The 15531-nt window shown below is 42.2% G+C and carries 7 protein-coding genes; all 7 read right to left on the bottom strand.

Going from position 1 to position 15531, the window contains the following annotated elements:
* Positions 1-11: 11 nt before the first annotated feature.
* Complete coding sequence (locus tag B4K11_RS06720; protein WP_292952375.1) at positions 12-2969, bottom strand: ATP-binding protein; 2958 nt, start codon at positions 2967-2969, stop codon at positions 12-14.
* Positions 2970-3011: 42 nt separating this feature from the next.
* Entirely contained in the window at positions 3012-8411 is a 5400-nt protein-coding gene (locus B4K11_RS06715; RefSeq protein WP_292952372.1) for a cadherin-like domain-containing protein, read from the bottom strand.
* Positions 8412-8455: 44 nt separating this feature from the next.
* On the bottom strand, positions 8456-9049 hold the full coding sequence (locus tag B4K11_RS06710) for a hypothetical protein (protein ID WP_292952369.1): 594 nt from the start codon (positions 9047-9049) through the stop codon (positions 8456-8458).
* Complete coding sequence (locus B4K11_RS06705) at positions 9046-9963, bottom strand: efflux RND transporter periplasmic adaptor subunit (protein ID WP_292952366.1); 918 nt, start codon at positions 9961-9963, stop codon at positions 9046-9048. The genes B4K11_RS06710 and B4K11_RS06705 overlap by 4 nt, the downstream gene beginning before the upstream one ends.
* A 61-nt stretch (positions 9964-10024) precedes the next feature.
* On the bottom strand, positions 10025-12148 hold the full coding sequence (locus B4K11_RS06700) for a biotin/lipoyl-binding protein (RefSeq protein WP_292952363.1): 2124 nt from the start codon (positions 12146-12148) through the stop codon (positions 10025-10027).
* Positions 12130-13440 carry an efflux RND transporter periplasmic adaptor subunit gene (locus tag B4K11_RS06695; RefSeq protein WP_292952360.1) on the bottom strand — a complete coding sequence of 437 codons (1311 nt, stop codon included), beginning with the start codon at positions 13438-13440 and terminating at the stop codon, positions 12130-12132. Before B4K11_RS06695 ends, B4K11_RS06700 begins: the two co-directional genes overlap by 19 nt.
* Before the next feature lie 261 nt (positions 13441-13701).
* Positions 13702-15444 carry a hypothetical protein gene (locus tag B4K11_RS06690; protein WP_292952357.1) on the bottom strand — a complete coding sequence of 581 codons (1743 nt, stop codon included), beginning with the start codon at positions 15442-15444 and terminating at the stop codon, positions 13702-13704.
* Positions 15445-15531: the final 87 nt, after the last annotated feature.

Raw genomic sequence — 15531 nt, 5'->3', positions numbered from 1 at the left:
ATAATCCATCATTACACTTCAATACGTTTCTTCATCTGCTGTATTAAGTTTAGCGAAGTTATTACACCCCTATTATTTTTTTCTTTTGCGTACTGCTCCAGTTGAACAGCAGGATCAGTAAAGTCGTGGAAACCAACACTTCCTGCTGATCCTTTTAACCAATGAGCAACTTCAGCCACCTGCATTAAGTCTTGCTCTTGGGACGCTTGCTCAGCTAATAATAGCTTCTCATCTAATCGCGCCAGAAACTGCACAACTATGGGCCTAAACTTCTCATTCGATCTAAGTAAACTTGATGTAATCACATTATCACAATTGTCATCGTTTACTACATTATTTATATTAGAATAACCTAAACTAACATTCTCATCCTGATCAATTTTCATCTGACTAGCAGCCGTATTTTCTCGATCGACCACACCCGCATCAGGTGAACCTGAGATAGTAGATTCATCTTCATTTAAAACTAAACCCGCCTTTGCTCTTTCAGATAATCTACAAATATCAATGAACTTAGTCTTAACAAGCTGACTATTAAACTCCTTAGCCGCCTCCTCTAAATCAGCTGCTGGCTCAGTAAAATCGCCTAACCCAACACTGCCCGCCGAACCCTTCAGCCAATGTGCAAGATCTGCCAAATCAGCATACTGTTCGTCCTGCATCGCAGTTTCCATCTCAGATAGCTTTGTCCCTAAGCGCTCGACAAAACGAATCACTAGCGTTCTATATTTAGGACTCTGTTTTAGTAAAGCAGATATTATCGGTGTAAGCTCAGCATCCTGCTCAACTAATTCAGATCTTGTATTCGCATCTACTGTCCGTATCCCTTCCTCGCTTAGCGTAGGCTCGGCTTGAACATTCTCTTTTTGCTGGCCGCCAAGAAGATCTGCCAATAAATTGATTAGCTTATTAATATCTATTGGCTTAGTCATATAGTGACTATACCCAGCATCCATACAACGGCTCTCAATACCTTTCATAGCATGTGCGGTTAAAGCAACTACTGATTGCTCAAGTCCCGCTTTACGCATTTCTGATACAGCCGTATAGCCGTCCATAACGGGCATTTGTACATCCATCAAGATCAGATCAAAATGACCCGCCGTCGCTTTTTCTAAACCGTCTTGACCATGTACCGCTGTTTCACAGCTTAATCCTAGATCCGATAGGACTAACTTAATAAGTTCCCGGTTTTCATGACCATCATCAACAACCAAAATATGAGCAGCAGGAAACACCCACTCTGTTTGCATTTCGGGCTCTTCAGCCTCGATGTGGAACTCAAGCTCTTCAGGCTGTAACCATGCGCTATTAAGTACCTCCTCCACCTCTAGAACCAGAGTAAATGTTGTTCCTTTATTAGGCTGACTCTTTACTCGAATATCTCCACCTAAGGCATGTGCAAATTTATAGCTAATAGATAACCCTAACCCCGTACCTCCAAAACGCCGAGTAATAGAACTATCAGCTTGAACAAATGCCTCAAAAACGGAGTCGGCTTGCTGCTGAGTCATTCCAATCCCCGTATCGACAACATCTATCTCCATCTGCTTTTGACGCATACGCAAGCGAACCGTAACATTACCCTCTTCCGTGAACTTAATCGCATTACCAATCAAGTTAGTCAAAATCTGCCTAATACGTCCGGGGTCTGTACATATCTGTTCTGGAATTGAGCTGTCAGCAATAAATGTAAGCCCTAAGCCTTTTTCATCGGCTTTAACTTTCATAATCTGTAAAACATGTTGAATCAGCTGTACAGGTTTGCAATCGATACGTTCGACCTCAAGCCGCCCAGCTTCAACTTTAGACAAGTCCAAAATATCATTAATAAGATCCAGCAGATGTTGGCCGCTATTAGATATCGTATTGAGATGGTCCAGCTGATTCGGTTGTAACTTCTTCTGATCTCGACGCAAAAGTTCAGTAAAGCCTAATATGGCATTCATCGGTGTACGAATTTCATGGCTCATATTTGCCAAAAAGTCACTTTTTGCTCGGTTAGCCGCCTCGGCCTCCTCCTTAGATCGACGCAGTTCTATCTCTTTTTCTTCCAATAAGGTTACATCATCTAAACTCACCATGACCCCGCCAACTTTTCCGCCGGGTATTAACACGGGAGAACAGTTCACCATAAAGGTTAACTTTTCATCATTAGGTAAACGGAGACGAACAACCTCATTCATTATGACTTGTCCCGTTTCTATCGATAGTTTCCAGGGCGCTTCTTTTCCCAGTGCTTCATTCTGGTCGTTCTTCCATGGAAAAGTAGATGCTTTAATCCCAACGAGTTTTTCAGCTGGCTTTTCTACCATCGTGGAAAAGGCTTGGTTGGCTAAAACAATGTTTTGATTCCGGTCCAAAACCAACAACCCTTCAGCCATGGTATCTAAAGCCGAACGTACACGATCAGGCACGGCCTGGGACGGGTCTAAATGTTTCAACATTTTTCCAAGATAGAAGAAAAAGGCGATAAAACTCGTGAGTGATAGAAATGTAATAAATAGGAAAACAGGGCTGGTAATAAATCCCCTCACACCTGTGTCTAAAATTGGAGTAAAACGAAGCTCCACTTGCCCCCATTTTTGCTCTCCTGACCACAAAGGAATAAGTACCTGTGAATTATTAGACAGAGAATCCTCGATTACCTCCCAATGCTGAACATGATCACCGATCTCAGATAACAATCGATTTCCACGCTTTACCGCTGCTGATAATAAGCTAGGATTTCGCTCCACTATAACCTGCAGTGTAGCTTCCATACGCTGACTATCAGACTGTGTAATAAACAATGAGCCTTTTGCAGCAACAGTTTCCGCAATAGCTTGCCTAGCCTTGCGCTCAACATTCGCTTCATCTGGAAAAATTCCTAGCAAAACTGAGATCAGAACTAAGCTGACAAGAATGCTCACTTGGCCTATCGCCATACGAACTTTTGCACTGTGCTTTCCAAAAATACTATCGAGCAAAGTTATGCCTTATTAATTAAAGGGTTAGATTCATAGCTAACATTATTTGTTTATATCTGGATCATTGTCTGTGCGATGACCTGTTTCATTAGATGTATCTTCTGATGACACCATATCTTCAAGTGATTCACCCTCTTCAACCTGATCTCCCATTCGTGACAAAACAGGTAAAGGATCAATAAAACGCCAAGCAGGCAAGGAAGAAAGTACACTCGTTAAAATAATGCCACTACGCAGCAGCCAAGCCACATAGCCCACAGACAGACCTGTAGATATTGCAGCTCCAGATCCAAGCACCATCGCATCTAAAGAAATCGTTTTTTGCATATCGTCATCTAGATTAGACAAACTATCCATAAACCGATCTGATTTAATAAGCAGTAGAGGATCAGCTAATGCAGCCCAACTAACCTTTAATTGTGAAACCGAAGCAACGCTTTCAGCCACGACAATACTTATCTTCTTAGGCTCTGTATCAGGCAATGATTGATCAAATACCACATCAGCTGGAGTTAAAGGTTTAGCGGTTGAGCTTTCTACAATAAGCGATGAGGTTGTATTGTTATCAACCACTTCTGGCTGGATCACTGTTTCAGTTTCAGCCTCTGGTTCTTCATCCACCTGCTCTACTTCATCATCACTTTCAATGACAATTTCGGGAGATAGCGCTTCTTCAAGCACCACTTCTTCAGGTATCAGTTCATCTACTACCGGTTCATCTAGAACAGGCTCTTCGCTTACAACAGTTTCAGTAAAAGATACCAGCCCATTGAAGGGGCCGCTTACCCCTTTCCCATCATCTAGCGAAAAATTAAAAATAGGTGCAACGCTGTCGTTGTCATCCACAAATTGTATCTGCCCCGCAGTCACTTGAGCTTGGGTAAAGCTAACAACTTCTACACCTGGAAAAGCTATATTTTCAAAGGAGCCCCCCGAAATTGAATTAATAACAAACACTACCGAAGCATTTAAGTCGTCAGCATCCGTTGCAGACAAATGGGAATTGGTTACGATCAGAGTCTGCCCTTGATTTACAACTAAATTATTAGCAGCAACTGCTGGTAGATCATTAACACTTAACACGGTCACTGTAGAGGCGATATTTGGCGCTAAACTGTCATCACCACTGTTAGCAATTCCACCACTGTCTTGAAGAGCAGCAAGTGTGATCACTCGGTTAGCGGTTGTCGGATCTGCATCATTGTTCTGGTAGCTCATGCTATCCAACAGTGCATTCATCTGGGCTTCGGTGGCTGTGCCTGCGCTTAATGTAACCGTCGCCGTGGTGCCGCTCACACTCACGCTGTAGCTAAAGCCGGTGCTGCTGCCGCTGTTGCCATTGGTTAAGCCAATGGCTTTACCATCAATGTTCAATACTTCACTCGCGCCATCGGTGACATTGGTGACGGTGAACGTTAAGCCGATAAAAGTTTCACCAGATTCAATCGTGCTAGCATTCGAGCCGCTATAAAGTGAGGCCGCGCTACCGCCTTCGGTAAAGGTAGGGTTACTTGCAGTTAAACTGAGGGTAGGTTCGTCATTCAATGAAGTAAAAGTGATAACCGCTGACGTAATCGAAGTAGTATTGGTACCGTCACTCACTGTAAAACTAAAGCTAGGTGCGGTTTCATCTCCATTATCGATGAAAATAACTTCATTATTATCTATTTGGTTTTGCGTGACCGTTGTTACTGTAACACCAAGATTAGTGGTTAACTGAAACTCGCCACCAAGGATAGAAGAAAAGTCATAACTTAAACCGGCATCAGCATTATCAGAATCGGTAGCCGATAACATTGCACTGGTAACCGTCACAGAAGCCCCTTCGATAAGGCTAAAGCTATTAGTATTTAATGTAGGAGGATTATTTACGCCAGAAGAATCATGAGTGAAACTGAAGCCATCAATCGTTTCATTACCGGTATCAAAGTTAACATCATTATCACTAGGGTCATTACCATCGAATAACAAAGCTGCCGTAGCACTCGCATTACCTAGGCCCGCACCGAGCGTTGTTTTAGTCACAGATAATGCAACAATATCATTACGTTCAACTAACTGATTAGTAACGCCTACTCCATCATTATCATCGTTATCAAACGAGAGAAATATGGTCCCTGCATCATAACTTTGACCACCGATAACTTGGTCACTTTCTAACAGATCTATACCATAAATTTTTCCATCTATATCAACGTTACTATCTTCGCCATTTATCAATTGCAGTGCTGCGGGGTAACTCGATGGAAGCGCCGTATCTAATGTATCTGTTTTTAATAACCAGATATCACTCTCCTCACTACCTCCATCACGGCTTAATAACAGATCCCCCTCTTTCAGCTGATAATCACCGATCCATACATCTTGCTCAACCAAACTTAAGCCAGTAATTTCAGCACCATCTTGGAAAGGGTCACTCAGTAAAAGATAAAAATTACCCGAGCTATAATCTCCTGCCGTATCAGGTCGAAAATAAAAAATATCCTCTTTCGTTATGTCTAAATCTGCGGGGGAAGCTACACCGTTACTGGTAAGGGTCATATCCTGTGAGCTAGAAAGAATTAAATCTCCGGCTTGAAGTACGATGGGGTTGATTAAACCGATAGATACACTACTGGTTAGATAATGAAGGCCGTTAGTATCATCTTGAGAAGAGAACTGCGATATATCAAAAGCAACACTAAAGGTTCCATCGGTACCGGCCTCTCCTAATGCGAAATCAGGACCCGCTTGCTGTAACACATCCCCCTTATCAACATTGGATCCATCCAGTCCAGGAATACCATTACCAGAACCTTCGTCGCCATCAATCGATACCCACAGTACCCCATCAGATGTATCCGTAAAATTAACACTGGCACTTTCAACCGCACTAGAGCCAGTTCCATCGTAAACAGAGATATCAAAGACAGGGGCTAACTCTCCACCATCATGAATAAAAACAACACTTGATGAACTTATTTGTGCTTGTGTGAAACTCGATATAGCCGTACTTGTATCAGACGTCAGCGCAAAATACCCATTGCTCACATTGGTGATATCAAAACGTAGGCTTAAGTCACTGTTATCAACATCCATTGCAGATAAATGTGAAGCATCAATGACAACAGTATCGCCCTGAGACAGCGTAAGTGTTTTATTGCCAATAACAGCCAAATCATTTTCTGCATTTACAGATATATCTGAAAAATTGCCCAGATCTAAACGATTATCTGAATCACCACCACTCCCGCCATCATCCTGAATGTAATCCAGTGTAATTCGTCGTGTCGCGGCTGTAGGATCTTGGCTGGTATTTTGATAACTCAGGCTATTCAGAAGTGTATTCATGGCTGCATTATTTACATTACCGCTACTGAGTACCAGCGTTGCCGTTGTCCCCGATAGTGTAACGTTATAAGTAAAACCGGAAACGGTCCCTGTATTCAAATGAGTTAGAGCGATTAACACGCCATTTATACTGATTATTTCATCTGAGCCATCAGTCACATTCGTAACAGTTAATCCTAATTCTTCAAAAGTCTGGCCTACGTCAACCGTATCTGCAGAAGCGCTATTAAACAGAGCCTCTGCACTCCCTCCCTCAGTAAACGAGGGGTTCAGAGAAGTGATACTCAGCGTAGGCTCTTGATTAGTGACAACTTCATATGAACCTATATCTGTGTTTATGCGCGCCACACCACGTTGATCATCTGCGGGGGCACCGGTATCTGTACCTGCATCAATTGCGATACTACCGGTTAATAAAGCATGGGTTCGAGTTTCACCGCCATTATCGGCTAGAACATCTAGATTAGGATCACCAATTAAATCACTGCCAAAACCCGTCGCGCCACTTGCATCGCCAATAATGTTATTACCATCGCTGGTAAAATCACCGAGTACATCCGGAGAGCTCGTCACTGCCGTATTTCCAGCAACAATGCTGTTACTCAGAGTTACAGTACCTGCAAATATATCAATACCGCCTCCTGAGTTCGTTGCAGCATTGTTTGTTACTGTGACATTCGTTAGAGTGACAGTTCCCTCACTGTATATACCGCCACCAAATTGAGCACTATTACCACTCAAAGTAGAATTAATAGCAGTTAAATTACCACTAGCTTCATTATAAATCGCGCCTCCAAATTGCCCGGTATTACCCGCAAGCGTGACCCTTTCTAAAACCAATGTCCCGTTATTGTGAATTGCCCCACCGCGGCTACTCGAAGTTGAATCGACTATTTCCACATCGGTTATGGTTAAACTAGTAGCAGCATCACTAATTTCTATTGCGCCAGCATTACCGGTTTCAGAACCATTTTGAAGCGTAAGATCAGAGAGACTATTAGTAATTGCTGAGGCTTCGTACTCCGCTATTTTGAAATTATTGCCGCCATCAATAAACGTTAACCCCGTACCAGCCCCAACAATTGAAAGTGAGTCCGTGATATTTAGATGCTCTTTAACTTCAGCCGTCCCACCTGATGCTATTGAAAGCGTATAGGTTCCAGCTGACAAATTGATCGTATCGGTCCCAGCATTAGCATTCGCGGCAATGACCGCTTCACGTAGAGACAATAAACCATCCCCAGCGTCGATAACGTCATCAGTGGTGGTAACATCATAAACTGCCAAGGTACCCAACCATTGAGTATCAAGTGACGTATCTAACATCAGTGCATGATTAATTTCACCAAGCTGATACTCAAGCTCCCAATCGCCTTGTGAAATTGCATTACCAGTAAGATCATTACTGGCTGCAATATCAGCTTGAGTCAGAGACTGAAGAGTATGAATAAAGCTAAGGCCACTCGGAGATGCTGCCAAGTCACAGCCATAAAGCAAAAGATCAGCGTGCTCATCTAAACTTTCGCCCCAACTTTCTAACAGATTCGAATTTTCTTTAAGGGTATTCTGCGTCACCCAATCGCTACCTAACTGTAATCCTTCTCCAGAACCATGGCTTAAAATATGAACGGCATCAATTTGAGAATGATTCGCTAACCGCTCCGAGATCTGTTTTAACCCAGATTCAGTTTCATTTAATTCATAAATAAAATATTCGGTACCCTCAGCTGACGTATCTATGAGCTCTAGAAGCCCATCAATATCCTCAACCCCTCCATCAATAAAAATCAATTCCGTAGCCACATTATTTTGCGGCACTTCAATGGTCGGCAAGAATAGATCAGCATCCTTGAGCGTTTGAAACTCTTCAGATACCAACGGGGATGGAAAGCTTGATGATGGAGTCAGGCTAGAGGAAATTAAAAGGGTGTCTGCCTCATCTAAAAAATCATTAGATCCAGAGTTATCCTCTGAGATCACATCTTCAGATTGCGGTAGAGGATCTGCTGACAACATGACACGAGGTTCAAGCAATTCAAAAACGAAGCGACTTGATTTACGCCTCAATTGAGACTCCAAAGTAGACTCTTCGGATTTAGAGCTCGTAGCCAAAAAACGTCTCCCTCTACACTTTTCAATATAACCTTGAGAGTGTTCTATATAAGTCTATCTAATACCGATGGGGTTATCTTATCCACAGAGAGCCAATAGGTTTTAACCTGCTTAGAACGCGGAATCACCTCTGCGTTGATACCTAACTCGAAAAGTTTCACCTTCCTCGTTTCTGCTTGAACCGGCCCTTTATAAACGCCAAATGAGATACGACCACCATAGCTTGATTTAGGTAATGGCCCCATATCTTTAACGCCAGCCTTAGTAAACTGCGTCAACAGTATTGCTGTATTCTGAGTATAGTCATTAGATGAAACCACCATGTAACCAATCTTTTCAGTGCGATCGACCACATCAACAGTATAGTGAACATCATTCTTTTCTAAGATCTGAGTCGCCTTCAAAAGTTGAGTTTGACTTGTGTATGGACCCAATTTTCGTTGTTGGGTCTTGATGACAATAGACTCGTTTTCAACAGATTCTAGTTCATCAAGTTCCGCCTTTTGAGCCTCACCCCTGCTAGCATCTCTATTCTCAGCTTGTTCTACTTTTAAAGCCCCTCCATCTTGCGATTCTGTAATAGCCAAGGAGGCTTTATGGCTGCTAACTTGAGTACGATCGTTTTCTTGGGTATTCATCGTTTTTTTAGTTGGCCTGTAGATACTTTACCCACAGCGACCTCTTTCTTCGATGAAGGTGCTTCCTGCTTTATATTCGGTTCCGCCGGCTGAGCTTGCGTTTCATCTAACTGCAAAAAACACTTTAAACCCGCAGGAATTTGGTGGTCCGCATTATCGAGTATCAACCTAACACCAAAGGTACCGCTCGCTGCATCGCCGAGTGAATCAATAAGATCAACACTAACGGAATACCCTTTCTCTTGGTCTATTTCCGGGTAAATTGTTGCCGTCATTCCCTTATGTATTTTACCGTAATACCCCATAGGGAATACTGTTTCAATGTATAGAGGGTTTAGTTGTACCAACCTAAAAATAGGTTCCTCTTCTACATATTCACCTTCATTCTTATATCGTTCCGCAACAAGCCCATTAATCGTTGAATAAACCTTTTTTTCTTCAAGCTGCGCCTGACTTCGAGTCAACTCGAGTTCCCGTAACTTTAGTGTTTCTTCCGCTTGCTTAAGACGCCAGTACGTAACTTGCTTTATCCTTGCCGCTTCATCAAGATTCTGAGAGGACGCCAATTGCCTTTCAGCTAATTGATTCACACGGCTGGACTGAAGACGATCGTATTTAAGATTTACTTGTTCAGCGGATAATTCCGATCTCATCTCCGTACGAGCTTGTGCTAATCGAACATTGGCCTTCTCAACATCCGCTTTTAACTCGCCTAAAAGCTGCCCTTTAGATACAGGTTGAGTTCGATCGACATATAACGCTTCTACAACACCGGGCACCGCAGCACTTATCTCAATAACTTTACTCGGTGTAATAACACAATCGACAGTAGGGAAAGTCAGATCTTCAGCATGGATATTAACGCTATACAGAACAGCAAAAATAATGCTCAAACGTTTAAAAGACTGCCTCATTAATACCCCTTCAGAAACAATAAAAAACAATAGCTCATATATATTTACGCTAGTTAATATACTAGTGCAAACTTTGGATAAGATTATGATATATATCGGCTAAAACATAATTAGATAAAGTCATTTCTTTATACGAAAAACGTACCGTACCCATAGCAGGCATATATGCTTCAACATCTCGTTCCACCACTATTTCTACCACAAAAAACGGGGATATAGATTTCAAACCGGTTTGATCTCGACTATCGACAGGTACTTCACCTCCCGCACTACTACCTAAAAATCGCGAAGGAAGTTCATTTTGAGCTGCTGGCTCAATTCTTAACATTGAGCCTTTATAAGCTTGATATGGGTTTGTATTAAACTTCACCTCAATTGAGTCAACCCCCGAATTTAGTTTTCGAACTTGCTCTTCCGATACAACCGCTAATACTTTAACGTCTTCAGGCTTATAAACATGCGCTATAACCTCACCCCTAGGAAGATACCGACCCAGCAGATCTTGCTCTCGGGAGAGGACAAATTCACCATTTGCTGGCGCAACTAAACTTAACCCATCTAAGCGCTGTTGTATTAGCTCAACCTCCTTCTGCTGTATAGAGATTTTTTCTTGCCAGCTTTGGGCTATAGAGATGCTATTTAAACCGACTAAACGATATTGTGATTTATACTCATCCAATAAGCCTTGTGCATTTTTTAACTGAAGTAGAAGCTCCTGATTCTCTAACTGAACTAAAAGTTGCCCTTTCTCAACCTGTTGTCCTGACTGAAAGTTCAGCGACACTACAACACCACTTTCTAACGTCATAACGCTCTGATTCTCGGGCGTGATAACCATAGCAATTTGACTATCAGTAAAACGAAAATTTAAGAGAAATACTGTAGAAAATACTGCTGCTATAAACACAGACACAACCATAAAGAAACGTATAGTCTGATGCTCCTTACGAGCATTCTGATAAACAGAAATCGTATGCCTAATAATGGGGAACACTAAAATCTGCAATAAGAGCCATAAGGCTAATAAAATACCAAAAATAAAAAACTTTCCTGACAGATACAAAGCGATAACGAGGCCAATAAACAATCTATAAGGAGCAGCACATAGCGCATAAGCGATCAACCACCCCTTTATTGTATTTGAAATATTCCAGTCTATAGAGGTATCTAATTTGAAAAAAAACTTCTTAACAACTGCACCTAAAGCCTCCCTAGATCGCGCATTTAAATTAAACACGCCTAAATAATCAGACAATATGTAGTACCCATCAAATCTCATTAAAGGATTGAGGTTAAAGATTAAGGTACTAAAACTACCAACAAACACGACATTAAATAGAAAGTCCGCCCAATAACCTGGTGTGGAATTTTGCCACGCAAGGAATGCACTCATCGCTATGATCAATTCGACCCACATGCCCGCAGCCCCGACAAGAAGCCGATGTCTGCGCTCAGGAAAGGCATAACTTGATGACGTATCAACATATGGAAGGGGAAGAAAAACCAACATAAAAATCCCACACTCATTCACAACCCCGCCATACCTTTTTACGACGAGCCCATGGGCTATTTCATGTAGAGCCTTTAAAAACACATAAGCACAAACCAACAAAATACCGTTTACAGGATCAAAAAAACGGCTCTGCCAATGGACCTGAATAGACTCCCATTGCAGGGGAAGTTGATAAATAGAAAGGCTTAATAAAGAGATAAAAAGAACAATAAAAAAACGATTAAAAATAGAGCCTGTAAATCTATAAATATGATTTAAAAATGCATCAGGGTTAAATAACGGGAACTTCATCGCTATAGGTTGTTTAAAAGATTGCCACCATTTTCGTTTATTTTGTGAAATTTCAAAACCTGACAGAAGCCCATACTTAATAAATTTAGATATAGCCTTCTCTAATTCTGGGTAGCAATGATGATCAATCTGTAATTCATCTATCACTTGTTTTAAAGATCTGTGCCCATCTAAGGCACGCATTAACCTAACAGTATCTGCATCACAATAGAAAAATTGCTCACCGTTATAACTTTCTACAACATACTGATCTTTCGTCTCAGCCTGAGAATGTAATTTTACATTTGGCTTCAAGCGAAGGTTTCGATCACCAAGTGTATGAATAAGGTCATAACCACCTTGAACTTCTACCCCTCCCTCTTTCATGGTTTCAGTGCCCAATACTGCATCCGAACCCAATCACTAAAATGATGAAATAAGCTCCACCCTAAACTATAAGAACCTACATTTACTTTAGCGATCCCCTCCATTCCGGGACGTAAAGCTGAATAATTACCCTCCTCCATCACAGCCTCAGCAAGATAAATCACTTCGTTATTCTCATCAGTAAAAACAGGAGAAGGTTTTTGTAACTCAACGGTGTAAGTATCTGAAGGTAATGAGGTCAACTTAAGCTGAGCGCTCAAGCCCTGCTGCATAAATCTAATATCAGCTTCTTTTATACGTAACATCGTTCGATATTGGTCAAGAGGAGCTATCTTAAATAGAACATCCCCTTTGTTAACCGGTGCTCCTATGGAGCGGCTTAAATCTCCGCTAATGAGCACACCTGAGATTCGAGAGCGCAGCTCCGTCTGACTTAACGCGAGTGTAACTGTCTCTATTTGAGCACTTAACTGTGCCATCTTAGCTTTCAGAACTTCTGCTTTTCCACGTTCCCCGCTTGCCAGCACCTGGCGGTATGAGTTCTCTTTCTCTTGGAACTGACCTTTTAGCTTATTTAATTTAAGAGAAATATCTCTCTCATCTAATTCAGCAATGACTGTAGATATATCCACCTGATCACCCGCTTTAAATTTTGAGGATTTTATATAACCATCAAAAGGAGCAATAATAGGGGATTCAATTTCCCCCTCAATAACAGCATCAACAGAGATGCGATATTCAACAGGAATAAATAAAAATAGCGTTATAACAAAAAAAACAAACAGGTATTTATAACGGTACAACAGATGATTCTTAAAGGAACTCACTGACGATTCGGCTGAATCAATTAAGGGGGCATTAGCTTGTAAAGAAGATACGGCAAGCGAGTTATCTAGATCGTTAACAGTTGCTGGGGTGGAATTATGCAACCGTTTTTTTTCACTATCTTGCTGCAACAATAAACCTAACCACACGCCTGACCACTCAACAATGCGTTTTACCGATTCCTGAGACCCATTCCCTAGATTAACTTCAATTCCTAGATAGCAAACAACTTCATTATCTGACGACATGATAGGCAGCACCGTCCGATAATTACTTCCTGATACAGCCGATGTAGAACTAGATTGCTGAGATATCGAAAAAGCGACAAGCGAATTAAGCTCATCTGAAACAAAATCATTATTCGGCCAGCAAGCCTTCTTTTCTGCCTTGCTTTCATGATCAGATGTAAATGCAATAATGGCTGATTGAGTATTCGGCACCATCTGTCCAATCGCTTCTAGCCACTGATTATAATCATCCAAATTTGCGTCCCTACTGATTCGATTACTCTAGCTAAGAGTATCATTGAGATAGAAAAGCTGTCGCCTTTTTTCTCAATAATAATGCTACCTACGCTCATCCACTTTACGAAATAACACAGCGCACCTATATCTATATAGCTAACAAAAAAACAGTTATGAACTAAAAACAGCAATTAAAAAAGCCCGCATCTATCAGAAGCGAGCTTTTACCTTAGTAAGTTAAAATTGATCTACCTCAGACCTGACGATAAACCTGTCTTTTTACTTTTGCTTATAAATAACCTGAAGGTCGCTACCGACAATGCTAAAGGTCGGTTCAATACCTTCTATTGTATTGGCACTAAATTGTTCAGAGGTAAACGACGACATATTAGCGCAAGTCAGCACCGTGTAGGGGGTATTTAGCTCAAAGCCGCCCTTGGCGTTATAGTAGAATGAAAAAGTGGTATAGGGTGATTTTAGGGTGAGTTCGCCCGATAAACTTAGTTTAGTAACGAGCGTGCCTAATTGAACAACGATAATGCCTTCCGACAGTTCAAGTGAACCTATAGTCACGCCGGAGGTGTGGTAGCTAATATCTAATTCAGCGTTACCAAAAAGCTGTACTTTGGCTTTATCACCTGTCGCTTGGTCATAAAAGACTACGCGTCCACCATAACCACCTTGTGAACCACCGTATCCAATTAAGGTAGCATTAGCAGCGGTGGTATTCCCGGAAAATAACGTATAGCCACCTTTTGCTTTAGGTGAATCCGCTCCTAGATTGATAAAGGTGGCTTGATCCGCTGTAGGGACTTGAGAGGTCTCGCTCTCGCTACCCGCTTTTACTTGCGTTCCATATACCGAGAATTCGGTGAACCCCGCTGCCGTACCTTCAACAACACCTGAATGATTCCAAAAAGTCGCTTTACCAGCACTTGGGTAATAATCCGTTGGTTGGTTAATTGAGAATATCGTGTGACCGGCACTGGATTTACTTTGCACCGTACTGCCGTAGTTTACGATCGTCGCCGTTTCAGCTGTAGCGGAGCCATATTTGGCACTAAACTCTACATGGCCACCGCCTCCTTTCTCCCCTTCCCTTGCACCGTAATTGAAATAGGACCCGTTTCCTGCCGAAGCGCCCTTTGAAGGCATATGCGGTGGATTGTTGTTAAAGCTGGTTACGCCGCCGTATGCTCCTTCGGCTTTAGCTGCATAGTTATGAAAATAACCGTTTGCGCCTGTCGCATTGGCATCAAAGGCAACATCCCCACCGTTCGCTTTAGGGCAGGTTCCGCCCCAATTATTATAAATGCCGTTGGCGGCGGTGGAATCGCCATAGAACTGAGTATTTCCCCCATCCCCCCCTGATACGGTGCCGCCAACATTCGTGAATACAGCGTTCGCTGCTGTAGCGGTGTTATGAAACACTACATTACCAAAGGTATCGCCATCGGCACCTAATGTGCCATAAATCGTAAACTGGGCTGCGCTTGCGGAAGATGAGTCACTAAAACTCACCTCGCCCCCAACGGTACTGTGCTGTGGAGGCACACCCGCCCCGGTCCATACTTTAAAGATGGCTGCGCCTGCGGAAGTGTTGTCACAGAAACTAATAATGCCCCCGCCATAACCTTTTTCTGATTCTGGGCCGGAGCAGTAATATACGTCCGCTTCTCCCGCTGATGCTGAGTTAATAAATTTAAGTTGCGGATTTTTATAGCCACTACTGGTCGCAGCGACAATAAAACTTTGCCGATTGCGAGAGGCGTTAAATACACCCTCACCTGAAATTATCAGCGCGGGGGTGTCTGAGGTACCTAAGCTAAATGTGTATGAGGAGGCATTGTCTGTAAATTGAATAATTTCGATTGAAGCTTCACTTGTTTGAGCAAAAGTGATCGCGGTCTCGGTGGATGAGGCAAATGTTGCAGTGTCGGTTGGTACGCCCGACGGTGACCAGTTTTCCGCTGAGTTCCATTCACTGTTAGTCGGTTTGCTATTCCAATTTGATTGGGTCATCTACGCTTCCTTGTTTGTCATGTATTTCAACTTAGGTTGCGGCTTAACCCATCAACGGTCCTCAATACAATTAAGTGGCGATTAAAT

Source organism: Neptuniibacter sp. UBA6509, from assembly GCA_002435145.1.
Classification (GTDB): Bacteria; Pseudomonadota; Gammaproteobacteria; order Pseudomonadales; family Balneatricaceae; genus Neptuniibacter.
This window is presented reverse-complemented; position numbering and strand designations above follow the sequence as displayed.

Bases quoted from the DNA above. Each gene is read 5' to 3' on its own strand.
- B4K11_RS06710 (WP_292952369.1), bottom strand. From the start codon at position 9,049: ATGAATACCCAAGAAAACGATCGTACTCAAGTTAGCAGCCATAAAGCC.
- B4K11_RS06705 (WP_292952366.1), bottom strand. From the start codon at position 9,963: ATGAGGCAGTCTTTTAAACGTTTGAGCATTATTTTTGCTGTTCTGTAT.
- B4K11_RS06690 (WP_292952357.1), bottom strand. From the start codon at position 15,444: ATGACCCAATCAAATTGGAATAGCAAACCGACTAACAGTGAATGGAAC.